Raw genomic sequence first — 23,845 nt, 5'->3', positions numbered from 1 at the left:
CGCTGCTGATCGCGCGGCAACTGGTGAACGAGCTGGAGAACCTCGACCGCTCCATTCAATATTTCGTGGTGCCGCCGCTCTGTCCGCTGGTCGGATCGCCCTATGATTTCGCGCACACCGCCGAGCACATCGAGCGCGCGATAGGGAACACTGACGAATGGCTCGCGCAAGGCGGGTTGAGCCCCAGCGGCGAAAGCAACATACCGGGCGAATTGCGCCCGCACGGCCATTAGCGGCCCCTCGCATTGCACTGCAAAACGAGACCTGAACAGGTGGCGGATTGATTACCAGCATCTGGAACCGGTAGGACTGCTGTCATAACCGCGACCGCCATCGCGGGATAGCCTCTGCCTCCTCGTTCTGATAGTTGGAATCGGGCCGCATCCCGACAACAAGAAAAGCGGCCGACATTGCCTGAGGGATATCATGGAAACGTTGCTGCTTCCGTTCTCGCCGAGGTACATCGTTCTCACGATTTGTGCCGTGGTAACCGCCTTGCTGCTTAGCGTTGGCCTCTTCGATCACAATCCCAAGGCGTTCGACGTCGTCCTCGTTCCACTCCTGATCTTCGGCGGCCTCACGCTGCTCGGCATTCGCGACCTCATGCAGAAGGGCCACGCGGTCCTGCGCAATTATCCGATCTCGGCGCATATGCGCTTCCTGCTCGAAGAGATCCGGCCCGAGATGCGGCAGTACTTCTTCGAGAGCGAGAAGGACGGCATGCCGTTCTCCCGCGACATCCGCGCCGTGGTCTATCAGCGCGCCAAGATGCAGCTCGACAAGCGGCCGTTCGGCACCCAGGAGGACGTCTATCGCGAGGGCTACGAGTGGATGCACCATTCGGTGGCGCCCAAGGTGCGCTCGGACGAGAAATTCCGCATCACCATCGGCGGGCCCGATTGCACCAAGCCCTATTCGGCCTCGGTGTTCAACATCTCGGCCATGAGCTTCGGTGCGCTCAGCCCGAACGCGGTGCGCGCGCTCAACGCCGGCGCCAGGAAGGGCGGCTTCGCTCATGACACCGGCGAGGGCGGCTTCAGCCCCTATCATGCGGAGAACGGCGGCGACATCATCTGGGAGATCGGCTCGGGCTATTTCGGCTGCCGCCATCTCGATGGCCGCTTCAATCCGGACGAATTCGCGCGCGTGGCCGCCCACGACCAGATCAAGATGGTCGAGCTCAAGATCAGCCAGGGCGCCAAGCCCGGCCATGGCGGCGTGCTGCCGGCGGCGAAGGTGTCGGAGGAGATTTCCAAGATCAGGGGCGTGGCGATGGGCGAGGACTGCATCTCGCCCGCGACCCACCGCGCGTTCTCCACGCCGATCGAGATGATGCAGTTCGTCGGCAACATGCGAAAACTCGCCGGCGGCAAGCCGGCCGGCTTCAAGATGTGCATCGGCCACCCCTGGGAGTTTCTCGCGATCTGCAAGGCGATGCGCGAGACCGGCATCTATCCCGACTTCATCGTGATCGACGGCAACGAGGGCGGCACCGGCGCCGCGCCGCTCGAATTCATGGACCATCTCGGCATGCCGATGCGCGAGGGCGTCAATTTCGCCCACAACGCACTGGTTGGGATCAACGCCCGGGACCGCATCAGGATCGGTGCCTCCGGCAAGATCGCGACCGCCTTCGACATGGCGCGGGCGATGTCGATCGGCGCCGACTGGTGCAACTCCGCGCGCGGCTTCATGTTCGCGCTCGGCTGCATCCAGTCGCTCTCCTGCCACACCGATCGCTGCCCGACCGGCGTCACCTCGCAGGACCCCTCGCGCAACCGCGCGCTGTACGTGCCGCACAAGATCGACCGGGTCTACAACTACCACCACGCGACGCTGCATGCGCTCGCCGAGCTGATCGCCGCCACCGGTCTCGAGCACCCGCAGGAATTGCGGCCGATCCATTTCTCGCAGCGCACCTCGACCACGGAGGTCTGCTCGTTCGCAAGGCTCTATCCGGCGCTGCGCCCCGGTGAACTGCTCGACGGCACCAGCGACCGGCGCTACGTCGACGCCTGGGCCATGGCGCGCGCGGACTCGTTCCAGCCGGTGTCGTGAGATGTAGGTGTGTAGGGTGGGCTAGGCGCAAAGCGCCGTGCCCACCATTGTCTCCACGGCACGGCTTTCGATGGTGGGCACACTTCGGTCGACGCTCTTTCGAGCGTCGACCGAAGCTTAGCCCACCCGACGGCCTACGCAGCGATGGCGCGTCCCTAATGCGGGTTCTCCAGGCTGAACATCTCGGCCTGGTCGTCATAGGCGAACAGCTCGGCATAGCGGCCCCAGGAGACGATGGTCTTCAGCGTCTCGTCGGCATAGTCCTCCGACATGTAGTCCTCGAGCTCGTTGCGGAAGCGCGCTTCGGGCGCGGTGTGCGACGGCCGCTCGTCGAGCACGCGGCGGATCAGGCCGGCGACCGGCACATGGGCGATCAGGTGCTCGGCGAACAGTTTCTTGCGCGCATCGGTGTCAAGGTTCGCAAAGCGCCTGCCGGCATCGGTGAGCACGAGGTCGCCTTCGCTCAACTGCGCGAAGCGCAGAAGCTGCAGCGCCTCGCCGAGATGAAAGATCTCGTCGGCTTCGAGCTGCAACTGGCCGGCGAGCACCGGCAGGTCGGCGTGTCCGTTGTAGGGCGGCGCCGCCAGCGTCTCGATCAGGCCGGACAGCACGTTGGAGGAGACGTGGGTGAGCGCCATGCCGATGCCCAATCCGGGAATGGCCTCGGGCGCCGGCGCCTTCGGCTCGGCGCGCTGGGTCATGCGGGCATAGAGCGTGTCGACGAGTTGCCGGAAGGCCGCGTCATGGCGATTGCGCGGGTGTGCGAGGTCGACCTTGAACTCGGCGGCGACCCGGCCCGGATTGGACGAGAACACCAGGATTCGGTCGCACATCAGGACCGCCTCCTCGATGTTGTGCGTCACCATCAGGACCGATTTGATCGGCAGCCGGCCCTCGATCCAGAGATCGACCAGGTCGGTGCGCAGCGTCTCGGCGGTCAGGACGTCCAGCGCCGAGAACGGTTCGTCCATCAGGAGCAGGTCCGGATGCACCACCAGCGCACGGGCGAAGCCGACGCGCTGGCGCATGCCGCCGGACAGCTCCTTCGGGAAGGCGGACTCGAAACCATCGAGGCCGATCAGGTCGATGGCGGCGAGCGCCCGCTTGCGCCGCTCGGCGCTGTCGACGCCGAGTGCCTCCAGGCCCAGCTCGACGTTCTGCAGCACGGTCAGCCATGGAAACAGCGCGAACGATTGGAACACCATGGCGACGCCGTTCGGCGGCCCCTGGATGATTTCTCCGCGGCATTTCGCGCTGCCCGACGACGGCCTGATCAGGCCGGCGATGATGCGCAGCAGGGTTGACTTGCCCGAGCCGGAGCGGCCGAGCAGGCCGACGATCTCGCCGGCCTGGATGGTCAGATCAACATTGTCGAGCACCAGCAGGTCCTCGCCGCTGCCCTTCGGAAACGAGCGGCAGACGCCGCTGATATCGATCAGCTTGGCCTGATTGACTGGGTCGAGCATGCACGGCCTTTCCTTGGTTATCCGAGCCGCAGCCGCCGCTCGCCGAAGGCGTAGAGTGGTCGCCACAGGAGCCGGTTGAACAGCGTCACCAGGATGCACATGACGGCGATGCCGAGCACGACGCGTGGGAAGTCGCCCGCCTCCGTCGCCTTGGCGATATAGGCGCCAAGCCCCGCCGACGACAGGTGCGTATCGCCCCAGCTCGCGACCTCGGCGACGATGGAAGCATTCCACGAGCCGCCGGAGGCGGTGATCGCGCCGGTGATGTAGTACGGGAAGATGCCGGGCAGCACCGCCTTGGTCCACCAGCGCCATCCTTTCAGGTGGAAGCTCGACGCCGCCTCGCGCAGGTCGCTTGGAAAGGCGCTGGCGCCCGCGATCACGTTGAACAGGATGTACCACTGCGTGCCCAGGATCATCAGCGGGCTCAGCCATATGTTGGCGTTGAGGCCGAAGCGCACGATCATCACGACGAAGACCGGGAAGGCGAGGTTGGCGGGGAAGGCGGCGAGGAACTGCGCCAGCGGCTGCACGCGCTCGGCGAGTTTTGGTCGAAGCCCGATCCAGACCCCGACCGGCACCCAGATCAGGGTCGCCAATGCGATCAGCACGATCACCCGCAGCAGCGTGATCAGCCCATAGCCGAATGCCGCGAGGACATCCCCAAGACCAAGCCAGCCCGCCAGATAGTCATAGGCCTCCCAGGCTGCAGTGGCAGTCCCGAGCGCGATGACGAGAAACCAGAGCGCATCGATCAGGCGCGACGGCGGCGCGTAGCGCGGCTCGGTGCGGAAGCGGAAGGGGAGCGCGACGTGCAGGTTGGAGAAGGCGCGATTGACCGCCGCGAACGGACGGGACAGCGCGCGCAGCGCCCGGGTGCGGCGGAACAGGTCCAGCATCCAGGAGGTCGGGGCGTCGCCGGAGGCGGTGGTCTCGAACCGGAACTTGTCGGCCCAGGCCACGATCGGCCGGAACAGGAGCTGGTCATAGGCGAGGATGACGAGCAACATGGTCAGGAGCGCGTAGCCGATCGCCACGAGATACTGCTTCTCGATCGCCAGCGCCACATAGGAGCCGACGCCGGGCAGCGTCACCGTGGTGTTGCCGACGGTGATCGCCTCCGACGCCACCACGAAGAACCAGCCGCCGGACATCGACATCATCGCGTTCCAGATCAGCCCGGGCATCGCGAACGGCACGTCGAGCCGCCAGAACCGCTGCCAGCCGGAGAGGTGGAAGCTCGCGGCCGCCTCGTCGAGGTCCTTCGGTACGTTGCGCATCGACTGGTACATGCTGAAGGTCATGTTCCAGGCCTGGCTGGTGAAGATCGCGAACACGCAGGCGAGCTCGGCGCCGAGCAGGTTGCCGGGGAACAGGTTCATGAAGAACACGACGGTGAAGGTGAGAAAGCCGAGGATCGGCACCGATTGCAGGATGTCGAGCAGCGGGATCAGCACCAGCTCGGCGCGTCGGCTCTTGGCCGCCAGCGTGGCATAGACGAAGGTGAAGACGGTCGAGCAGACGATCGCGAGCAGCATGCGCAGTGTCGTGCGCAGGGCATAGGCCGGCAGGTGGATCGGATCGAGCGACACCGGCGCGACCTGAAGCGTCGAGAGCGGCAGCGTCGTCTGCTCGCCGCCATAGACGATCAGCACCATGGCGCCGATCACGAGAAGCAGCGCGACGACGTCCCAGATGTTCGGGCGCAGCGCCTCCCTCCACGCAGGCAGTACCCGGAGATCCTGGAGTGTCATCCGACGAGCCCCATGTGGGCGAATGCTAATATTGCGTATGCACGCGCACGCCCAATACCGAAACCGGACCTCGGTCGCGATTGTAGGCGGGGTTGACGATCAGTTGATAGTCGAGTGTGACTCTCGAGGCAAACCAGGGAAGGCTGTAATAGGTCTCGAAGATGCCCTCGTCGCCCGGATGCGGCAACTGGCCGTCGCCCACCAGAATTCCAAGCCCGCCATCATTGAGGAACGCCTGGTGCACCTTGGAAAGGCCGTTGACGACCCCGGCGATGCCGAAGGTATCGTCATCGCGACCCCACATCTTCCCGGAAACCGAGAGTCCCGCCGCGACGGTGCGGTCGACATCGGTGAATTCATAAGGCTCCTTGCTGCCGTCGGCCCAGCCGGCTCGGGCGAACAAGCCGACATTCTCCACCAGTTGCTGCTCGAGATTCATGCTGATGCCGCCGCGGCTTTGATAGGTGCGGACGGCGGTGATGTCGGCGGGACCGCCCGTCATCGCGGCAAGCTGGATGGCGTCTTGAAAGCTGCCCATTCGGCCCCGGCTCAGGAATCCCGTCACAGCCACCTTTCCCGGCTGGCCGAAAATCGAGTAGCGCCGCTCGATTTCGCCGTCCCACTGAAATTGTCCGAAATGGGAATCCAGCATGGTCGAGTTCGGCACGACGGAAAGGTCGAACATGCCTCCGCGAAGGGTCCATGGGCCGGTATACCACTCGATCGCTCCGCCGACCGTATAGGCCCACGCATCTGCGGCGTAGTCGTACGTGCCGGTGTCGATCACCGTCCAGTTCATGAAATCGCCGCGCGGATCATGGGCATATTTGTTGGTGTCGAAAATATCGACGACGCCGATCTTGCCAACCGTGATCACCAGCCGGTCGGAGGTCTGCGATCCCGCAAATTGCATGAGCCCGGAATCGACTTTCTGGGTGTCGCCCCCGAGATCTATGGTCTGGCGGACGAATGCCCGCTGTAGCCGCGTGTACGGATAGCTTGCGCCGACCTTGTAGGCCTCGCCGCTCGGGAAGCCCGCCGCGCCGACCGAGCCGCTCAAGCCAAAACCCTGGTCGATTTCAGGCGTGATCCAGAACTCGGCGCCATCCCATAGCTTTGCGCCCGCGTACAAGGTGACGTCGGTGGTCTCACGGCCGATGTTCGGAGCGAGACTGTTCTGCCCTCGATACGGATCCCGAAAGGACGGGTCATATTGATTGAGGAAAGTGGCCTGCGCGTGGAAGGCGAAGCGATCGGTCTCCAGCGCGCGAGGGCCTTTGGTCAGAAGCTCCGGCAAGGGATCTGTTCCGCCGAGCTTGTAGTTCAGGCCGAGCCGAAGGCTTTGCATCGCAAGGTCGGATTGAAATGTGTCCGCAGAGCCGGCGAAGAATGCGCCCTTGCGGCCAAATCCCGTCTGCAGATATTCGGCCTTCGCCGTCCAATTGCCGGTGATGGGAAGCTCAACGCCGATTCCCGCGGCCCAGCCCAACCGCCACAGCAACGCAGTTTCCGTCGTCCCTGGCGGGACTGAGTTGCCGAAGGCGGACGCAGCAACCTGGGTCCGCGCCACTTGGTCGTAGGTCCAGGCCAGGCCAGCCGTTCCGTAGAGGAGCAGGTGGTCGAACGCATAGCCGATTCGGGCGCGGGCGCTTCCGTAGTGGATCACCCCTTCGCCATAGGTTACCTGACCGGTCAGCGGAGAAGCGGCGGTTTGGCTGCCCCGCACTGAATAGGGCACCACCACGTCCGAATTGGGAAAGCTGACGTCGGCCTCGACACCGAGCAGCATGCGAGACGGCAGGACACGGTTATACCCGCCTTGCAATCCGGCGACGAAGCTGCCCGTCCCTGCCATGAAATCGAAGTTGAACGGGAGGTCGAACGATCCGTTCAGGCCCGGGGCGGCAGCTCCCACGAGGTTTGAAGACCAGGTCGAGGACCCCCTGATCACGCCGGCATGCGCCCCGACGTACCAGCCGGTCCAATCGTAGCCGTTCGTGAGGTAGCTGACCGGTGCTTTGACCGGAAGATCGGCGGGTCTCTCCGCGGTTAAGGCCGGACCGCCGAGCAGTAGCGCGCTGAGCCCGATGGCTATCGAGGCGCCGAATCGGAGAGTGAGGCGGATGGCTTTTTCCCGCGCCGGCGCCGAGGCATTCCCTACGACCATCGCCTGAAACCAATTGTTGCCATTGCCGTTTCCGCTGAAACGCATTGCACCACATTACCGGTCGACTCCGTCAAGACCGTCGGTTCCAGCCTTATTGCAAGTCATTCGCAATTGGAAGCGCGACCATTGAAAGCGCTCGCGAATGATGTGATTCAGTGACGCGTGTGCAACAGAAGTCGTTTCAAATCGACCCCGGCCCTCACTCACGCAAGTTACCTGACGTTGTGGCCGCTCCGTCGCCCATAAGACGATCCGACGAAGCTTTTATGAAAGACGTAGGCGGACCAAACAAAAAGGGTGACCCGCCCGGGGGGACAGCCGGGCGGGTCGGGAACGGCACGGGGTGGATGAGGCGCCCGTGCCGGACGCGAAATCCACAACCTCAACGCCGTTGATCAGTAGCAGCTACGGACGGTGCCGATGTAGTTGCCGAAAGCATCGAAGCGACGCACCCAGCCGCAGTGCTCGTAATAGGGGTAGGGCTCGCTGGCGGCGATGGCGCTGCCGACGACGGCGGCACCGAGCAGGCCGGCGCCGATGCCCCAGCCATGGTGGAAGCCGCCGTGAGAGAAACCGCCGTGATAGAAACCGTGGGCCTCTGCGGCGGTGGTGGAGGAAGCGACGCTGCCGGTGACGGCGAGCGCGGCGAGGGCGACAGCGGCAATCCTGGTCTTGGTCGACATGGTGAACTCCGTTGGGTTGAGGCGGTCCGTTGTGGTCCGCGTGCTCGATTCGACGGAGCTGCCCGGATTCCGGTTCGCGCGTTCCGGGTGAAATTTTGGTAAGCCGAAATGGGTATTACGAGTGCAACAAGGTCAAGTGCAACAAGATCAAGCCGAGCCGGGCGTACCCTTCAGCGGCCCGTCCGCCAGCACGCTCACGTCGAATTCATCGATGTCCTCGAGCAGCTCGATGAACCGGCGCGCGCCATGATCGAGCAACTGCTCGCCCTTGTCGGCGCTGGCTTCGGTCGCATCGCCGATGCCGCCGCTGGGGTGCAGGTCCTGCGTCTGCCAGGCGAACGGCGCCGGCCGCTGTGTCGAAAGCCAGCGACGATGCGCCTCCATCTCGACGCTGGCGGGGTGGAAATCAGCGATCTCATCGCTTCGCACATGCGCGCCGTAGCGCGCCAGCATGATCGAGGTTTCGACCGCCCCGCCATGGATGCCGTGGCGCAATTCGACGTCGGAGAACAAGCCGTCGGGGATGCCGAAGCGGAACCAGGACGTGGTGACGACCAGCAGGCCGCATCGCGCGCGCAGCTCCTGAGCGGCGAGCGTCATCGCCGCACTGTTGCCGCCGTGGCTCGTGATCATCACGAGCTTCCTCACGCCGGCGCGCGCGACGCTCTCGCCGAGCGCGAGCCAGCTCTTCAGCGCGACATCGGACGGCAGCGTCAGCGTCCCGGGATAGTCGACATGCTCGGTGGAGATCCCGACCGGCTGCACCGGCAGGAACGTCACCGGCAAGGTCGGGGCGACGAGTTCGCGCACCCGCGCGAGATAGGCCTCCGCGATCATCACGTCGGTACCTAACGGCAGATGCGGGCCGTGCTGCTCCGTCGCCGCCAGCGGCAGCACCGCAATCCACCGCGCGGGCTCGGCTGCGGCGATCTCAGGCCAGCGAATATCGCTCCAGTTGCGGGGCGGAACGGTTGACGTCATCGCGCGAGATGTTTCTTTCGAGGCCATTGCAAGTTAATTACTGTACTATGTGCCAGAACGGTGAATGGAGTCCAATCATGCAGCCGGCTGTCTTGTTTCGAACGTTAACGGCGGGCCTGCTGGCCGCCCTTCTGACCGCGGCTCCGGCCCTGGCCCAAGAAAAAGGACAAGACAAGGATCAGGCCGGCAAGCTCGACAAGGTCTCGTTCGGCACCAACTGGGTCGCCGAGGCCGAGCATGGCGGTTTCTTCCAGGCCGTGGCCGACGGCACCTACCAGAAATATGGGCTCGACGTCACCATCGTGCCAGGCGGCCCGAACGTGAACAACCGCATGCTGCTTATTTCCGGCAAGCTCGATTTCTTCATGGCCGCGAACTCGCTGATGTCGCTCGACGCGGTCACCAACAACGTGCCGGTGGTCTCGGTGGCCGCGATCTTCCAGAAGGATCCGCAGGTCTTCCTCACCCATCCGGAATCGCGGGTCTCGAAGCTCGAGGACCTGAAGCCGCTGACGCTGTTCATCTCCAAGGAGGGCATCACCAGCTATTTCCAGTGGCTGAAGTCCGAATACGGCTTCAACGAAAAGAACGTCAAGCCCTATACGTTCAACCCGCAGCCCTTCATCGCGACCGCGCAGAGCGCGATGCAGGGCTATGCGACCTCCGAGCCCTATGCGGTGGAAAAGGCGGCCGGCTTCAAGCCCGGTGTCCTCCTGCTTGCCGACTACGGCTTCGACGACTACTCGACCCTGATCGAGACCCGTATCGACCTGGTGCAGAAGAAGCCGGACCTGGTGCAGCGCTTCGTCGATGCCTCCGTGATTGGCTGGTACAACTATCTCTATGGCGACAATGCGCCCGGCAATGCCATGATCAAGAAGCTCAACCCGGAGATGACCGATGAGCTCCTGGCCTATTCCGTCGCCAAGATGAAGGAATACGGCATCGTCGATTCCGGCGACACGCTCAAGAACGGCGTCGGCGCCATGACCGACGAGCGGGTGACGAGCTTCTTCGCCAAGATGGTGAAGGCCGGCGTGGTCAAGCCCGACATCGACTACCGAAAATCCTACACGCTGCGTTTCGTCAACAAGGGCGTCGGCATCGAGCTGCGGCCGCAGAAGTAGATCGTGGGTGAAGCCTTGCCCGAGCTCGACACGCCCGTCATGGGGCGCGCGGTCCGCCTGCGCGGCGTCACCAAGACCTATGACAATGGTGTGACGGCGCTGGGGCCGCTCGATCTCGACATCGGCAAGAGCGAGTTCGTCTCACTGCTCGGGCCATCGGGCTGCGGTAAGTCGACCGCATTGCGGCTGATCGCCGGTCTGGCTGCGCCGACCTCCGGTGAGGTCGTCGTCGCGCATCGCGCGGGCGAGGGACGGCCCGGCCGCGGCATCGGTTTCGTGTTCCAGGAGCCGACGCTGATGCCCTGGACCAGCGTTGAGGAAAATGTCCGGCTGCCGCTGAAGCTCGCGCATGTGCCGGCGGCGGAATCCGACCAGCGTGTCGGCGAAGCGCTCGAGCGCGTCGGGCTGGCCGATTTTTCCAATAGCTATCCGCGGGAATTGTCGGGCGGGATGAAGATGCGGGTGTCGCTGGCGCGCGCGCTCGTCACCGATCCGGAGATCCTGCTGCTGGACGAGCCGTTCGCGGCGCTCGACGAGATCACCCGCTTCCGCCTCAACAACGATCTCTTGGCGCTGTGGCGCAATTTGAACAAGACCGTCGTCTTCGTCACCCATTCGGTGTTCGAATCGGTCTACCTGTCGCAGCGCGTGATCGTGATGACGGCGCGGCCCGGCCGCATCAGCTCGGAGATCCGCATCGAGGCGGAGGAGCCGCGCAGCGAGGCGTTTCGGACCTCGGCCGGCTATGCCGATCTCTGCCGCAAGGTGTCGGCGGCGTTGGCGCCGTCCTATGCCGGACGGTCGTCGCTATGAGCGCGTTGCAGGAGGAGGGCAGGGCGGCCGCCGCGGCCCGCAACGGCCGCGTCGTGCGGGCCTTGCGAATCGTGCTGCCGGTCGTCGTTGCGATAGTCGCCACCGCGGCGTGGGAGCTGATCGTCCGTCTCAACGACATCCAGCCTTATGTGCTGCCCGGTCCCATCGCGGTCTTCACGACGCTGGCCGGCGACTGGGGCGTGCTGTGGGATTCGCTGCTCGTGACGCTCCTGACCACGCTCGAAGGTTTCGTCGCCGCCAGCATCGGCGGCATTGCGCTGGCGCTCTTGTTCAACCAGTCGAAGGCGCTGGAATATTCGCTGTTCCCCTATGCCGTGGTCCTGCAGGTCACGCCCGTGATCGCGATCGCGCCGCTATTGTTGATCTACCTGCCGCAGCAGGCTGCGGTCGTGGTCTGCGCCTGGATCGTCGCGTTCTTTCCGGTGCTGTCCAACACCACGCTCGGGCTCAATTCGGTCGACCGCAACCTGGCCGGGCTGTTTCAGCTCTATGGCGCCTCGCCGCTGCAGACGCTGCGTTACCTCAAATTTCCGTCAGCGCTGCCGTATGTGCTGGGCGGCCTGCGCATCGCCGGCGGACTGTCGCTGATCGGGGCGGTGGTGGCGGAAATTGCGGCAGGCACGGCTGGCGCGGGCTCCGGCCTTGCCTACCGGATCGCCGAATCCGGCTACCGGTTGAACATCCCGCGCATGTTCGCGGCGCTGCTTCTGCTGTCACTGGCTGGGATTGTCATCTATGCCCTGCTGGCGCTAGTTTCGCATCTCGCATTGCGGCATTGGCACGAAAGCGCGCTCGGAAAGGAAAGCTGATGGCGGCCGGTACAGTCTCGTCCGAAAAAATCGATCTGGTGGTCCACGGACCGAGCAAGCCGATCGTCAACAACGGCTTCTCCGACCAGTTCGTGCTGCATCATTTCGAAACGACGCACGACCTGGAGCGGCTGGCGCCTGATGTCGCCGCACGGGCTCGCGGCATGGCCATCACCTACAACACGGTACGCGGCGACGCCAAGACGCTGGGGCGATTTCCCAAGCTCGAGATCGTGTCCGCCTTCGGCGTCGGCTACGACCATGTCGACGCCGACTATGCGCGCGACCACGGCATCATGGTCACCAACACGCCTGATGTCCTGACCGAGGAGGTCGCCGATATCGCGATGGGCCTGTTGATTGCGACCTTGCGCGAATTCGTCAAGGCCGACCGGTACTTGCGGGCCGGCCTGTGGAGCACGCAGCAGTTTCCCCTGAGTGCCGGCTCGCTGCGCGACCGCACCGTCGGCATGGTCGGCATGGGGCGGATCGGGCAGGCGATCGCGCGCCGGCTCGATGCTTCCCGGGTGCCGGTGGTCTATCACACCCGCAATCCCGCGCCCGGCATGTCGTACAAGCACTATCCCGACCTGATGGAGATGGCGAAGGCGGTGGATACGCTGATCCTCATCCTGCCGGGCGGGCCGTCGACGGCCAAGATGATCAATGCCGATGTCATGAAGGCGCTGGGGCCGCGCGGCGTGATCATCAACGTCGCGCGCGGCACGGTCGTGGACGAGCAGGCGCTGGTCGCGGCGCTGAAGTCCGGCACGATTCTCGCCGCCGGCCTCGACGTGTTCGAGAAGGAGCCCAACGTGCCGGACGAGCTCAAGGCGATGCCAAACGTCGTATTGCTGCCACATATTGGCTCGGCTTCCGTGGTAACGCGCAACGCCATGGACCAGCTCGTGGTGGACAATCTGAAGGCATGGTTCGCCGGCAAGCCACCGCTGACGCCAGTTGCCGAGACCCCCGCCAAGGCCCGCTGATGACATCCCGCCTCTGTCTCTTCCTCGCAGCCCTGCTGATGTCGCTCGTCCCGGGATCGCCCGCGCGAGCGCAGGACACGGCGAGCCTGAGGAAGGGCATGATCGGCCAGTGGGAGCTCTCGACCACCGACCGCAGCAAGACCTGCGTGGTCACCCTGAAGCCCGACGCCGCACCGCAAGGCTCGAAGCTCGAGCTCGAGCCCAATTGCGCGGCGGCGCTGCCCTTCACCAAGGACATCACGGGCTGGAACGTCAAGGGCCTCGACATCGTGCGCCTTCAGGACGCCCAGGCCGAGGCGGTGATCGACTTCACCGAGGTCGAGACCGGCATCTTCGAGGGGCTGCGCACGGGCGAAGGCGTCTACATCCTGCAAAATCTCGCCGCCGCGCGCTCGCTCGCCAAGTCGATGGACCAGATGATCGGCGACTGGGCCATGGTCCACGGCGACGGCAACACGATCTGCGGATTGACGCTGACCAACAATGACGCCGGCCACGATAATTTCCAGGTGTTCCTGAAGCCGAAATGCGATTCCGCCGTCGCGGCGTTCGCGCCGACGCAGTGGCGGCTGGAGCACGGCCAGATCATGCTGATGTCGGACAGGGGCGAGACCTGGCGTTTCGAGGCCGACGACAATGCGCAATGGCGCCTCGTGCCCGACAGCGCCAATCCGCTGATCATGCTGCGGCAGTAGGCCTGCCTCGCCGTCTACGGGGCGGAGGGAGATCGTCGGGGCGATCGGCTCTATCTTGCTGCGGACATCATCCAGCTTGCGATCCGCAGCGTCAGTGCGGTCGGTGACAGCCGGCTTGAGATCGCCATGATCCGGTTCAACAGCCCGGTGATGACGACGGAGCGGCGCGCCTTCAGGCCACGATAGCCGATCCGCGCCACCTCGCTGGCGCTCATGACGGGGATCATGCTGCCCTTGAACAGCGCGGAGTTCGCGACGCTCGCCACCTCCGCGAACTCGGTCGCGGTGGCACCGGGGCAGAGCGTGGTGACGCTGACGCCGGTGTTTCTCACTTCATAGGCGATGGCCTGGCCGAAGCTCAGCACATAGGCCTTGCTGGCGCAGTAGACCGCCATGTTCGGTCCCGGCTGAAAAGCGGCGGTGGACGACAGCAGCATGACATGCCCGCGGCCGCGGCGGACCATGCCGGGCAGCACCAGCCGGGTCAGCTCGGTCAGCGTAACCACGTTGAGCTGCAGCATCTCGCCGATCCGTTGCGGATCGCTCTTGTGGAAGCGCCCCTGGCCGCCGAGGCCGGCGGCGTTGATCAGGACGTCGACGACGAGGACCTTCGCCTCGATCTCCCGCACCAGGCCCGCGGCGGCGCCGCTCTTGCCGAGATCGGCCGCGATGATGGTGCAGGCCGCGCCCATCGCCTTGAACTCATCAGCGAGCGCCTGCATCCGCTCGACGCGGCGCGCACACAGGATCAGGTCGTGGCCGTCGCGCGCGAGCTCGCGGGCGAGCTGCGCGCCGATGCCGCTCGATGCGCCCGTCACGAGCGCGAGCGGTCTGGGATTGGTTGTCATGAGGGCAACTCCGTGCTGGCCGCGCAACATAGTCTGGCTCGTTGACGGCTTTCTTACGGAGATGGTGGCATTTCCCGCAACCGACAACCGGCGACCGACTTTTTCGGACCGACGGGACCCCCCGATTGGAGCCCTCCTCATGGTGCAGAAACGCGTGCTCGCCATCGGCATCGACCCGCGCTTCGTCGACTATGCCGCCTTTCCCCCATTCACACCCGAGCTTTTCCGTGGCTTCATCGCGGCGCAGATCGAGAACGCCCGCGCGGCCGGCTACGACGTCACGAGCTGCCTGATCGATCTTCGATACGGCCGAATCAGTCGCCGCCTCGGTCCTGCAGTCCGGCAAGTTCGATTGCGCGTGATCGGGACGGGGCTGCGGCTGCCGCCGGAGCATTTCCTGCTGTTCGAAAGCATCATCAATCTCATCTACCGCCTCGCTCCCGGCGCAGGGCGAATGATCTAGATCAGCTTCATCCCCTTCAGGCTCGCATGCCCGTTCTTGCCGACGATGATGTGGTCGTGCACGGCGATGCCGAGCGGCCTGGCGATCTCGACGATCGCCTTGGTCATCGTAATGTCGGCCTGCGAGGGCGAGGGGTCGCCGGAGGGGTGGTTGTGCACCAGGATCAGCGCGGTCGCGGACAGTTCCAGCGCGCGCTTGATCACCTCGCGGGGATAGACCGGCGTGTGGTCGACGGTGCCGGTCTGCTGCACCTCGTCGGCAATGAGCTGGTTGCGCTTGTCGAGGAACAGCAGGCGGAACTGCTCCTTGTCGGCGAACGCCATGCTGGTGCGGCAGTAGTCGATCACGTCCTCCCATGACGACAGCCGTCCGCGCTGCTTGAGCTCGCCCCTGGCGACGCGGTGGGCGGCCGCGGCGATCAGCTTCAGATGATTGACGGTGGTGTCGCCGATGCCACCGACCTCGCGCAGCCGCGTCTCCGGCGCGTGGATCACCTCGGCGAACGAGCCGAAGGTCTTCAGCAGCGCCTTGGCGAGCGGCTTCATGTCGCGCCGCGGCTGCGCCGCGAACAGCACCAGCTCCAGGAGCTCGTAGTCGCTGAGCGCGTCGGCGCCGGCGCTGCGGAATCGCTCCCGCAGCCGCTCGCGATGGCCGTGATAATGCGGCGTGTCGGCGGTGACGGGCGGATCTTCCGGCTGGGGCAATTTGGCAGGCATGCAGGGAGAACATGCCGCGTCCACAAACTTTTGCAACCGGGAAGTGCCGCCGCGTCAGGTCCGGTAGGCCCCAAGCCCGACGGCGAGGAAGCGCTCGATCATGGCGTTGACCTGATCGGCCACCTCGACGGTGTTGAAATGGCCGGCCAGCATCGTCTTGGCGATCACGAGCTGCGGACAGAGCGCCTTGAGGCGGTCGAGGTCGCGGGCCATGTTGACCAGCGGCACGTCGGCGGAAATGTAGGCCATCGGAATGCGGCAGGCCTTCGCTGCCGGCTCGGCATCGTAGCTGAGGACGGCATTTCTGATGGTCGAGAAGGCCACGTGCTGGGGCGTGCTCTCGCAAGGCGGCCGGATGTATTCGTCGAAGATCGCCTTGCGCCGCCCCGGGTCGTCATAGTCGCAGCCGATCTCCCAGGCGTTCGTCCTGGAAACGTCGAGATAGTTCGGCCCGCCGATGCCGGCCAGAAGCTGGCCGACTTCGGGCGCATTGCGCATCTCGCCGGCGGGCATGACGATCGAATCGATCATGATCAGGCCCGAGGCCAGCTCCGGATAGCGGCCGCACAATTCGAGCGAGATCGCGCCGCCGAGGCTGTGGCCGATCACCACCGGCCGGTCCATCCCGAGCAGGAAGCACTGCCAGGCGATGTCGTCGGCAAATCCCGCCATCGTATATTCCTGCTCCGGCGCGTCACTCGCGCCATGGCCGCGAAGGTTGATCGCGACGACACGCCGGCTTTGCGCAAAATGCTCGATCTGCGGCGTGAAGATGCGGTGATCGCCGGTCCAGCCATTGACCAGCAGAAGCGACGGCGTGCGCGGATCGGCCGGGCCGGCCTCGAAATGCGCGAGCCGGACGCCGTCGCGGTCCAGGAAAGCCGGGTTCAGTTTGCGGTTGCGGCTCATCGTCGTCTCCTGAATTATTTCGATATCGCTGCTCAGGCCGAAGCTGTGCGAAGGGCAACCAGCGTTGTCCCCACGTAAGACGCCACCGCGAGCAGGCAGAACAGCAGCATGGTGAGCGCCATCGACAGCGCGGAACGGCCGTCGAACAGGAAGGTGACGAGCCAGCTCGACGATGCCGCGCCGAGCATCTGCATGAACATCACGACCGCACCGGCGCTGCCGGCGATGGCGGGCATCGGCTGTAGCGCGTCGCCGACGGCGTTGGGCGAGATCAGTCCAAAGGACAGGGCGACGCCGGTCATGACGAGAACGATGAGCGGAATAGACCTGCCGTCCGCGAGCGCCATGGTCAGCAGGCACACCGCAAGCGCGGTCGAAAGCGAAAGGCCGATGACGATCATCTGACGGGACGTCACGCCCCGTCCGGCGAGCCGCTGGTTGAGCTGGGAGCCGGCCATCACCGAGAGCGAGCTTGCGCCGAAAACGACGCCGTACCGGCTCGGGCTCATGCCGATGGCGTCGATCAGGAACAACGAGGAGCCGGTGATGTAGGCGAACACCGCGCCCGCGGCGGCGGCATTGCACAGCGCGTTGCCCAGGCAGACGGGGTGGCTCAGAACGGCGAGGTAGTCCCGCGCAACGGCCGGCAGACTGAAGCGGGCGTGCGGATCGATCCGTGCGGTCTCGGCAAGGCCGCGCATCGCGGCGAGGAGGATGCATCCGCCGAAAACCGGCACCCAATACACCGTCTGCCAGCCGCCCAGCGCCAGCAGCGCCGCGCCGACGGTCGGCGCGATCATCGGCACGATGTTCACGGCGAACACGATGTAGGACATTTTCGCGCGCGCTGCCTCGCCGTCGAACAGGTCGCGCACGACGGTCAGCGCCCCCATGCCCGGCCCCGAGGCGCCGATCCCCTGCAGCGTGCGGAACAGCAGGAGTTGCGGCAGCGAGCGCGCGAGCATGCAGCCGATGCTGGCGAGGACCAGGAGTGCGCCGCCGAACAGGATGATGGGCCGGCGGCCGATCCGGTCCGAGATGGGGCCGTACACGACCAGCGCCACGCCAAGTCCGAGCAGATAGACGCTCATCGCGAGACCGATCTCGGAAGCGGGCGCTCCGAGGGCTCTGGCCGTCGCCGGCAGGGCCGGCAGGATCATGTCGATGCCAAAGGTCGGCAGTGCGGACAACAGGCCGAGCAGCCATGTGAAGGCAAGGGAGTTGGGACGAAGGGGCATGGGACCGTCGGATATCCGGAGAGCAGAGCCGCCACCGGCGTCGCGCCGCCGCCGCGATGCCGTGCGGGGGCAGAGAAGGCCGGGCGTCAAGCCGCGGGCTGCCGCCTGTTTGCACGTCTGGCGGACCTCGCTCGGGCGGCGGACTCGGCTGCCATCCGACCGCCGCAGCCCATTGCCGCAACCGCCTCCATCTCCCGGACCAGGGTGGTGCTGTCGATGTCGATCTTGATCGCATTGCCGAGCCGTCGCGCACAGAAGCCGAACTGCGGGTCCAGGATCAACCTTGCCGCCGCCGAAGCGATCTCCGTCTCGGACGCATCCGGCGACAGCCGGAGGCCGGCGCCCTTGGCTTCGACGCGGGCGGCGTTGTCGCCCTGGTCGCGTCCCATCGGCAGCACCAGCAGCGGCAGCGCGTGGATCAGTGCGCGGTTGACGGTGCCATGTCCGCCTTGACTGATGACGAGCGAGACCTCGGACATGACGGTGTCGTGCGGCGCGCTGCGGAGCAGGCGCACATTGTCCGGAGCATGGAACATGTCGATATCGAGATTGGGACCGGCGGTGGCCACGGCTTCGATGTCGAGCTGCCCCATCGCATGGATGACGCGCTGAAACAGCTCGCCCTGGCCCTGCGCGCCGGTCGAGCAGGCAATCAGCACGCGCGGCCGGTTCGAACCGGCCGACCACGGCGCGCGCCACGGCCCGGACCAACTGGGCTGGTCGAGCAGCGGCCCGACATAGCGGACATTGTCGGGCAGCCAGTCCGCCTTGAAGTCGAACGCCTGGCTCATCGCCAGCAGGACGCGCGCAGGCCGGTCGAAGATGTCCAGCATGTGCGGCAGGCGCGTCACACCGAACCGCGCGCAGGCATCGTTGAAGCCCGGCAGCAAGGCATTGAAGACCTCCGCGAACTGACCGCTGGCGGCGGCGACCTCGGTACGCTCCTCCGGTGTCCTTGGCGCCGACATGCCGGTGGAGGCGGGCGGCACACCGGCGAGCGGCCGAAGGCTCACATGCGGCGAGAGCATCGCGTAGGGCACCCCCGCCGCCTCGGCGCCGAGGGCGGCGCCGAACAGGATGTCGATGGTCAGCACGGCGTCGGTCGCAGCCCTGCCGATCTCGTCGCGGACGTCGGCCGCATAGGCGGCCGCCGGATCGATCAAGGCGCGACGAAAACAGTCGATGATGTCGGTGAAGTCGACCGGATCCGCTTCGCGTCCGGTCGGCGCGCGACGCCAGGTCACGAACTCGAAATCGGCCGCCGCGACCTCGTCGCGCATCGCCGGATCAGCCATCACCCGGATGCGGTGTCCCCGCTGCCGGAGCAGACGCGCCGCGGTCAGCAACGGATTGAGATTGCCGGAAGTGCCCCAGGATATGAGCAGGAAATTGTACGACACGATACATTGCCTCCGTGATTGCCAGGCGGGTCGATTGGCGCAACGCGGTGGCAGGATGGCCGCTCGACCGGCCCGAACACACCGCGTGGCGTGACGCGGCGAGCCTCGGCGTTGCCGGCTACGCCACAATTACGGAGCGGCGGAGGATGATTACGGCTGTAATGGCGAAGCCGCCGGGCCGGTCAAACCGGCGTCATGCAACGTCCGCGGGCGCTGACGCCCGCGTGACAACAAATCAGCTTCGCGTGTATGACTGGCGCAAATGCAATTGCAATAAGGACCGAGGCATGACGGGGAAAACCCGGCCCGGAGGCCGCAGCGCCCGCAACAGGGCGGCGGTTTTCGAAGCCGCGGCCGCGCTGCTGGCTGAACGGGGACACGAGGCGGTCACGATGACCGACATCGCCGAACGGGCCGGCATGGCCGCGACCAGCCTCTATCGCCGCTGGGGGGACGTGCGCGCCTTGATCATGGAGGTCGCGGTCGAAAAACTGATGCGCGAGCGACCGCTGCCCGATACCGGATCGCTGCGCGGCGACTTGCTCGCCTGGGCCCGTCCGATCGCGACCAGTCTCGCGAGCCGCGAAGGCTCGTCGTTCTTTCGGGCGGTGATCGCAACGACGCCGCCGGCCGGCGCCGATGGATCATTGCGCCGCGTGGCGCTGAACCGCCGGAGCGAGCAGATGGCGCTGATGCTGGAGCGCGCCCGGCAGCGCGGCGAGAAGCCGCCGGATGTCGCCGAGCTGATCGATTACGTGCTGGCGCCGCTTTACATGCGCGCGCTGTTTGGCCGGCCGCTCAGCAGGGCCGTCGCCGATCGTCTGGTCGACCGGCTGGTGGCACGATCCTAGCGCTCGCCTCGCGAGCCACCGGCAGGCGGGGGCATCACCTCCCGTCAGTAACGCAAATTTTATTGCGTTAGATGAATCCTTGATGCAACTCGTATTGCATCAGCTGCTATCAGCACGGCTGCGACGACGCGCAACGCCGAGGAAGCATGATGGCGAAGCTCAGCATCAACGGACAGATGATCGACATCGACGTCGAGCCGGACACGCCGCTACTTTGGGCGATCCGTGAAAACGTCGGGCTGACCGGCACCAAATATGGCTGCGGCATCGCCCAATGCGGCGCCTGCACGGTTCACATGGACGGCGTCGCGATGCGGTCCTGCGGCGTGCTGGTCAGCGAAGCCGTCGGCAGGCAGATCACCACGATCGAGGGCCTTGCGATCAATGGCGTGCTGACCAGAGTTCAACAGGCCTGGATCGACCATGACGTTCCGCAATGCGGCTATTGCCAGAGCGGCATGATCATGGCGGTCGCTGCGCTGCTGAAGGACAATCCGCAGCCTTCCGATGCCGACATCGACGACGCCATCACCAACATCTGCCGCTGCGGCACCTACCAGCAGATTCGCGAAGCCATTCACGCCGCCGCGAACGTTTGAGGAGGGCGCCGTGAACCCCATGCGTCAACTCGATCGCCGCGCTTTTGTCGTCGGCGCCGCCAGCGCCGGTCTCGCCCTTGGATTCGACGTCCCGTTTGGTGGACCGACCGCGGTTCGCGCCGCCGATGGCACGCGCGAGGTCAATGCCTGGGTGGTGATCCGGCCTGACGATACGGTCGTGATCCGCATTGCGCGCTCCGAAATGGGGCAAGGCACGCTGACGGGCCTCGCTCAGCTCGTCGCCGAAGAACTCGAATGCGACTGGAGCAAGGTCACGACGGAATATCCTACTCCAGGCCAAAGCGCCGCGCGAAAGCGCCCGTGGGGCAGCTTCAATACCGGCGGCAGCATCGGCATTCGCGCGTCGCAACAATATGTCCGCAGGGGCGGCGCGGCCGCCCGCGTGATGCTGCTTCAGGCGGCAGCCAATGAATGGAAGGTGCCGGCGGTCGAGTGTGTCGCCGCCGACAGCGTCATCACCCACGCGCCGACGGGCCGCACCGTGACCTACGGCAAGGTGGCGGAGGCCGCGGCAAAACTCGAGCCGCCGACGGACGTCGAGCTGAAGGATCCGAGGGACTGGAAGATCGCAGGCCGGAGCATGAAACGGCTCGACACCGCGGACAAGACCACCGGCAAGATGATCTACGGCATCGATGTCAGGCTTCCGGGCATGCTCAGCGCCGCGATCAGGGCCTGTCCGGTCTTCGGTGGCAAACTGAAGAGCTTCGACGAAGCGAAGATCGCCGGCTTGAAAGGCGTCGGGAAAGTCATGCGGGTCGGCGACGACGCCGTTGCCGTCATCGCCGACACCTGGTGGCGCGCCAAGACCGCGCTCGATGCTTTGCCGATCGTCTGGGACGAAGGCGACAACGCCAAGGTGTCGAGCGCGTCCATCGCCGGGTGGCTCGAGGAAGGTCTCGATCCTGCGCAGCCTGCCTTTGTCGGCAATGCCGATGGCGACGCCAGGGGCGCTATCGCCGGCGCCGCCAGGACGATCGAGGCGGTGTACGATTATCCCTACCAGAACCACGCGGCATTGGAGCCGCTCAACGCCACGGCGCTCTACACGCCCGACAAATGCGAGGTCTGGACCGGGACTCAGGATGGCGAGCGTGCTTTCACCGCGGTCGTCCAGGCCTCCGGCCTGCCCTCCGACAAATGCGATGTCCACAAGGTGATGCTCGGCGGCGGCTTCGGCCGTCGCACGGTGCCCGACTATGTTCGGCAGGCGGTCCTGATCGCCAGGCAGATGCCGGGCACACCGGTCAAGCTCGTGTGGTCACGCGAGGAGGACATGACGCATGGCAGGTATCATCCGGTCACGCAGTGCAAGCTGACCGGCGCATTCGATGCCGACGACAATCTGACCGGCCTGCATATGCGTATCTCGGGCCAGTCGATTGCCGCGAGCAGCACGCCCGAGCTACTCAAGGACGGCATGGATCCGTTCACGTTCCAGGGCGTCGCATCATCCGGAGAGGCGTTCGCCAATATCGGGCCGGCACGGCTGGGTTACACCATCCCGCATCTGCTGATCGACCATTCCATGCGCAATCCTCATGTTCCGGTAGGTGTCTGGCGCGGCGTCAACGGCAACCAGAACGGGATCTATCTCGAATGCTTCATGGACGAGCTGGCGCATTCGGCCGGGCAGGACCCGCTCGCATTCCGCTGCAAGCTGATGGCGAACCATCCGAAGCATCTCGCCGTCCTCGATGCGGTCGCCGAGCGCGTCGGCTGGAGCAGCCCCGCGCCTCAGGGGGTGTTTCGCGGCATCGCGCAGCAGATGGGGCTCGGAAGCTACGTCGCCGCCGCCGCCGAAATCTCCGTCACTGACACCAACAGGATCAGGGTGCATCGCATCGTCGCCGCCACCGATCCCGGCACCGTCGTCAATCCGGCGCAGATCGAGCGGCAGATCGCCGGCTCATTCGTATTCGGCCTCACCGGATTGTTCTATGGTGGTTGCACGGTCAAGGACGGCCGCATCGCGCAGACCAATTTCGACACCTATAACGCGATGCGGATCCGCGAGATGCCGAAAGTCGAAGCGATCGTGATGCCGAGCGGCGGCTTCTGGGGCGGCGTCGGCGAGCCGACCATCGCCGTTGCCGCGCCGGCAGTGCTCAACGCCTATTTCGCCGCGACCGGCAAGCGCATCCGTTCGGTGCCGCTGTCCAATCTCGATATCGTGTTCGCCTGATCCGGAGAAATTCATGTCCCGATGTCCGCTTCCTCCGGCACAACCGAGCGTGCGCTGCCCTTCGACTTGACTGCACCACCACCATCGGCCAGCGTCCGTTCCGGTGAAAGGAACGATCATGCCCGTCAAAATCATTGGAATGATCGGCGTGGCGCCGCCGAGCAGCGAAGCCAGCCTGCACGTGATCGAGGGCGGCTTGTCGCCGTCTTATCTTGTTGAATTTGCCCGTGCCCATGATCGGGCTGGCTTCGACACGGTGCTGGTGGGTTATTCGTCTTCGTCGGCGGAAGGATTCCTGGTCGCGCTTTATGCTGCCATGCAGACGGATCGGATCGGCTACCTCGTCGCGCATCGTCCCGGGTTCGTGGCGCCGACCTTGCTGGCGCGCAAGATCGCGACGTTCGATCATCTGACCGGCGGCAGGCTCGCGGTTCACATCATCACTGGCAAGTCGGATGACGAGCAACATGGCGATGGCGATTTCAGTCCGAAGGACGAGCGCTATCGACGCGCGGCCGAATACCTGGAGCTGATGAGGCTCACCTGGTCGAGCAATGAACCGTTCGATTTCGCGGGAAACTTCTATCGGGTCGAGGGCGCACATTCGGATGTGCGCCCGTTGCAGCAGCCGCATCCTCCATTGTTCTTCGGCGGCGCTTCGGCAGGCGCGCTCGAGATGGGCGCGAGATTATGCGACGTCTACGCGATCTATGCCGAGCCGCTCGCCTCGACGCGCGAGCGCATCGCGCAGTTCCGCGCGCAGGCGGCGGCCTTCGGACGCGCGCCACGGTTCAACGTCTCGGTTCGCCCGATCATCGCCGATACCGAGGACGCCGCATGGGAGAAGGCCAATCGCATCCTCGGCGCGATGGACGCCGCGAAGGGCTGGCGGCGACAGGAAGCGGTGAGCGGCCCGGTCGACAATGCCGGCAAGCGGCTCATGGGCTTCGCGCTCGAGAGCGACATTCATGACGAGCGCCTGTGGATGCCGATCGCCAAGGCTACCGGCGCGCTCGGCAATACCTCATGCCTGGTCGGCACGGCCGAGCAGG

The 23,845-nt window shown here is 65.3% G+C and carries 21 protein-coding genes and 1 pseudogene; 12 read left to right on the top strand and 10 right to left on the bottom strand.

Annotated features, from left to right (window positions below; translation table 11 throughout):
• Both JOY90_RS23640 and JOY90_RS23635 read left to right on the top strand, forming a co-directional pair.
• Nucleotides 1-233, top strand: a pseudogene (locus tag JOY90_RS23640) (patatin-like phospholipase family protein); the annotation flags it as partial.
• Nucleotides 234-426: 193 nt separating this feature from the next.
• A complete protein-coding gene (locus tag JOY90_RS23635) occupies nucleotides 427-2,058 on the top strand; it encodes an FMN-binding glutamate synthase family protein (protein ID WP_291693530.1) in 1,632 nt (543 codons plus the stop codon).
• A 155-nt stretch (nucleotides 2,059-2,213) separates the two neighbouring features.
• Here JOY90_RS23635 and JOY90_RS23630 read toward each other — a convergent pair whose 3' ends face one another.
• The 5 genes from JOY90_RS23630 to JOY90_RS23610 all read right to left on the bottom strand — a co-directional run bounded on the left by JOY90_RS23630 (nucleotide 2,214) and on the right by JOY90_RS23610 (nucleotide 9,109).
• Nucleotides 2,214-3,524: an AAA-associated domain-containing protein gene (locus JOY90_RS23630; protein ID WP_291693529.1), complete on the bottom strand. Its 1,311-nt coding sequence runs from the start codon at nucleotides 3,522-3,524 to the stop codon at nucleotides 2,214-2,216.
• A 17-nt stretch (nucleotides 3,525-3,541) separates the two neighbouring features.
• The gene (locus JOY90_RS23625; protein WP_291693528.1) at nucleotides 3,542-5,278 is read right to left on the bottom strand and encodes an ABC transporter permease subunit; all 1,737 of its coding nucleotides are present in this window, start codon (nucleotides 5,276-5,278) and stop codon (nucleotides 3,542-3,544) included.
• A gap of 25 nt (nucleotides 5,279-5,303) precedes the next feature.
• Entirely contained in the window at nucleotides 5,304-7,490 is a 2,187-nt protein-coding gene (locus JOY90_RS23620; protein ID WP_291693527.1) for a carbohydrate porin, read from the bottom strand.
• Nucleotides 7,491-7,840: 350 nt separating this feature from the next.
• Nucleotides 7,841-8,128, bottom strand: a complete 288-nt coding sequence (locus tag JOY90_RS23615) for a hypothetical protein (protein ID WP_291693526.1) — start codon at nucleotides 8,126-8,128, stop codon at nucleotides 7,841-7,843.
• A 147-nt stretch (nucleotides 8,129-8,275) separates the two neighbouring features.
• Nucleotides 8,276-9,109 (bottom strand): creatininase family protein, encoded by an 834-nt coding sequence (locus JOY90_RS23610; protein WP_291693525.1) that lies wholly within the window; start codon nucleotides 9,107-9,109, stop codon nucleotides 8,276-8,278.
• A 77-nt stretch (nucleotides 9,110-9,186) separates the two neighbouring features.
• Here JOY90_RS23610 and JOY90_RS23605 point away from each other — a divergent pair, with 77 nt between their 5' ends.
• Genes JOY90_RS23605 through JOY90_RS23585 form a run of 5 tightly spaced genes read left to right on the top strand, consistent with a single transcriptional unit; the run spans nucleotide 9,187 to nucleotide 13,563 of the window.
• Nucleotides 9,187-10,236: an ABC transporter substrate-binding protein gene (locus JOY90_RS23605; RefSeq protein ID WP_291693524.1), complete on the top strand. Its 1,050-nt coding sequence runs from the start codon at nucleotides 9,187-9,189 to the stop codon at nucleotides 10,234-10,236.
• A 39-nt stretch (nucleotides 10,237-10,275) separates the two neighbouring features.
• Nucleotides 10,276-11,049 (top strand): ABC transporter ATP-binding protein, encoded by a 774-nt coding sequence (locus JOY90_RS23600; RefSeq protein WP_291693532.1) that lies wholly within the window; start codon nucleotides 10,276-10,278, stop codon nucleotides 11,047-11,049.
• Nucleotides 11,046-11,879 (top strand): ABC transporter permease, encoded by an 834-nt coding sequence (locus tag JOY90_RS23595; protein ID WP_291693523.1) that lies wholly within the window; start codon nucleotides 11,046-11,048, stop codon nucleotides 11,877-11,879. Before JOY90_RS23600 ends, JOY90_RS23595 begins: the two co-directional genes overlap by 4 nt.
• Nucleotides 11,879-12,868 carry a 2-hydroxyacid dehydrogenase gene (locus JOY90_RS23590; protein ID WP_291693522.1) on the top strand — a complete coding sequence of 330 codons (990 nt, stop codon included), beginning with the start codon at nucleotides 11,879-11,881 and terminating at the stop codon, nucleotides 12,866-12,868. Before JOY90_RS23595 ends, JOY90_RS23590 begins: the two co-directional genes overlap by 1 nt.
• Before the next feature lie 38 nt (nucleotides 12,869-12,906).
• Nucleotides 12,907-13,563 (top strand): AprI/Inh family metalloprotease inhibitor, encoded by a 657-nt coding sequence (locus JOY90_RS23585; protein ID WP_367276986.1) that lies wholly within the window; start codon nucleotides 12,907-12,909, stop codon nucleotides 13,561-13,563.
• 50 nt (nucleotides 13,564-13,613) lie between these two features.
• Here JOY90_RS23585 and JOY90_RS23580 read toward each other — a convergent pair whose 3' ends face one another.
• A complete protein-coding gene (locus JOY90_RS23580; RefSeq protein ID WP_291693520.1) occupies nucleotides 13,614-14,411 on the bottom strand; it encodes an SDR family oxidoreductase in 798 nt (265 codons plus the stop codon).
• 139 nt (nucleotides 14,412-14,550) lie between these two features.
• Between JOY90_RS23580 and JOY90_RS23575 the strand changes: the two genes are divergently transcribed.
• The gene (locus JOY90_RS23575) at nucleotides 14,551-14,874 is read left to right on the top strand and encodes a hypothetical protein (protein WP_291693519.1); all 324 of its coding nucleotides are present in this window, start codon (nucleotides 14,551-14,553) and stop codon (nucleotides 14,872-14,874) included.
• Here JOY90_RS23575 and radC read toward each other — a convergent pair.
• From radC to JOY90_RS23555, 4 genes are all read right to left on the bottom strand, one after another.
• Nucleotides 14,871-15,590 (bottom strand): DNA repair protein RadC, encoded by a 720-nt coding sequence (radC, locus tag JOY90_RS23570; protein ID WP_291693518.1) that lies wholly within the window; start codon nucleotides 15,588-15,590, stop codon nucleotides 14,871-14,873. The two genes, JOY90_RS23575 and radC, sit on opposite strands and share 4 nt — an antisense overlap.
• 54 nt (nucleotides 15,591-15,644) lie before the next feature.
• Entirely contained in the window at nucleotides 15,645-16,499 is an 855-nt protein-coding gene (locus tag JOY90_RS23565) for an alpha/beta fold hydrolase (protein ID WP_291693517.1), read from the bottom strand.
• A 32-nt stretch (nucleotides 16,500-16,531) separates the two neighbouring features.
• A complete protein-coding gene (locus tag JOY90_RS23560; RefSeq protein ID WP_291693516.1) occupies nucleotides 16,532-17,737 on the bottom strand; it encodes a multidrug effflux MFS transporter in 1,206 nt (401 codons plus the stop codon).
• Nucleotides 17,738-17,823: 86 nt separating this feature from the next.
• Complete coding sequence (locus JOY90_RS23555) at nucleotides 17,824-19,137, bottom strand: nucleotide disphospho-sugar-binding domain-containing protein (protein WP_291693515.1); 1,314 nt, start codon at nucleotides 19,135-19,137, stop codon at nucleotides 17,824-17,826.
• Between the two features lie 287 nt (nucleotides 19,138-19,424).
• Between JOY90_RS23555 and JOY90_RS23550 the strand changes: the two genes are divergently transcribed.
• From JOY90_RS23550 to JOY90_RS23535, 4 genes are all read left to right on the top strand, one after another.
• On the top strand, nucleotides 19,425-19,988 hold the full coding sequence (locus tag JOY90_RS23550) for a TetR/AcrR family transcriptional regulator (protein WP_291693514.1): 564 nt from the start codon (nucleotides 19,425-19,427) through the stop codon (nucleotides 19,986-19,988).
• Nucleotides 19,989-20,137: 149 nt separating this feature from the next.
• Complete coding sequence (locus tag JOY90_RS23545; protein ID WP_291693513.1) at nucleotides 20,138-20,587, top strand: (2Fe-2S)-binding protein; 450 nt, start codon at nucleotides 20,138-20,140, stop codon at nucleotides 20,585-20,587.
• A 19-nt stretch (nucleotides 20,588-20,606) separates the two neighbouring features.
• Nucleotides 20,607-22,793 (top strand): molybdopterin cofactor-binding domain-containing protein, encoded by a 2,187-nt coding sequence (locus JOY90_RS23540; RefSeq protein ID WP_291693531.1) that lies wholly within the window; start codon nucleotides 20,607-20,609, stop codon nucleotides 22,791-22,793.
• Between the two features lie 118 nt (nucleotides 22,794-22,911).
• On the top strand, nucleotides 22,912-23,845 hold a 934-nt coding region (locus JOY90_RS23535), incomplete at its 3' end, for an LLM class flavin-dependent oxidoreductase (protein ID WP_291693512.1).

The organism is Bradyrhizobium sp. (genome assembly GCF_019242285.1).
In the GTDB taxonomy this organism is placed as follows: Bacteria; Pseudomonadota; Alphaproteobacteria; order Rhizobiales; family Xanthobacteraceae; genus Bradyrhizobium.
Note: the sequence above shows the minus strand (reverse complement) of the source record. Positions and strands in the feature narration are given on the sequence as shown.

Coding starts and splice junctions, on each gene's coding strand:
- JOY90_RS23635 (WP_291693530.1), top strand. CDS start 427: ATGGAAACGTTGCTGCTTCCGTTCTCGCCGAGGTACATCGTTCTCACG.
- JOY90_RS23630 (WP_291693529.1), bottom strand. CDS start 3,524: ATGCTCGACCCAGTCAATCAGGCCAAGCTGATCGATATCAGCGGCGTC.
- JOY90_RS23625 (WP_291693528.1), bottom strand. CDS start 5,278: ATGACACTCCAGGATCTCCGGGTACTGCCTGCGTGGAGGGAGGCGCTG.
- JOY90_RS23620 (WP_291693527.1), bottom strand. CDS start 7,490: ATGCGTTTCAGCGGAAACGGCAATGGCAACAATTGGTTTCAGGCGATG.
- JOY90_RS23615 (WP_291693526.1), bottom strand. CDS start 8,128: ATGTCGACCAAGACCAGGATTGCCGCTGTCGCCCTCGCCGCGCTCGCC.
- JOY90_RS23610 (WP_291693525.1), bottom strand. CDS start 9,109: ATGACGTCAACCGTTCCGCCCCGCAACTGGAGCGATATTCGCTGGCCT.
- JOY90_RS23605 (WP_291693524.1), top strand. CDS start 9,187: ATGCAGCCGGCTGTCTTGTTTCGAACGTTAACGGCGGGCCTGCTGGCC.
- JOY90_RS23600 (WP_291693532.1), top strand. CDS start 10,276: ATGGGGCGCGCGGTCCGCCTGCGCGGCGTCACCAAGACCTATGACAAT.
- JOY90_RS23595 (WP_291693523.1), top strand. CDS start 11,046: ATGAGCGCGTTGCAGGAGGAGGGCAGGGCGGCCGCCGCGGCCCGCAAC.
- JOY90_RS23590 (WP_291693522.1), top strand. CDS start 11,879: ATGGCGGCCGGTACAGTCTCGTCCGAAAAAATCGATCTGGTGGTCCAC.
- JOY90_RS23585 (WP_367276986.1), top strand. CDS start 12,907: ATGTCGCTCGTCCCGGGATCGCCCGCGCGAGCGCAGGACACGGCGAGC.
- JOY90_RS23580 (WP_291693520.1), bottom strand. CDS start 14,411: ATGACAACCAATCCCAGACCGCTCGCGCTCGTGACGGGCGCATCGAGC.
- JOY90_RS23575 (WP_291693519.1), top strand. CDS start 14,551: ATGGTGCAGAAACGCGTGCTCGCCATCGGCATCGACCCGCGCTTCGTC.
- radC (WP_291693518.1), bottom strand. CDS start 15,590: ATGCCTGCCAAATTGCCCCAGCCGGAAGATCCGCCCGTCACCGCCGAC.
- JOY90_RS23565 (WP_291693517.1), bottom strand. CDS start 16,499: ATGAGCCGCAACCGCAAACTGAACCCGGCTTTCCTGGACCGCGACGGC.
- JOY90_RS23560 (WP_291693516.1), bottom strand. CDS start 17,737: ATGCCCCTTCGTCCCAACTCCCTTGCCTTCACATGGCTGCTCGGCCTG.
- JOY90_RS23550 (WP_291693514.1), top strand. CDS start 19,425: ATGACGGGGAAAACCCGGCCCGGAGGCCGCAGCGCCCGCAACAGGGCG.
- JOY90_RS23545 (WP_291693513.1), top strand. CDS start 20,138: ATGGCGAAGCTCAGCATCAACGGACAGATGATCGACATCGACGTCGAG.
- JOY90_RS23540 (WP_291693531.1), top strand. CDS start 20,607: ATGCGTCAACTCGATCGCCGCGCTTTTGTCGTCGGCGCCGCCAGCGCC.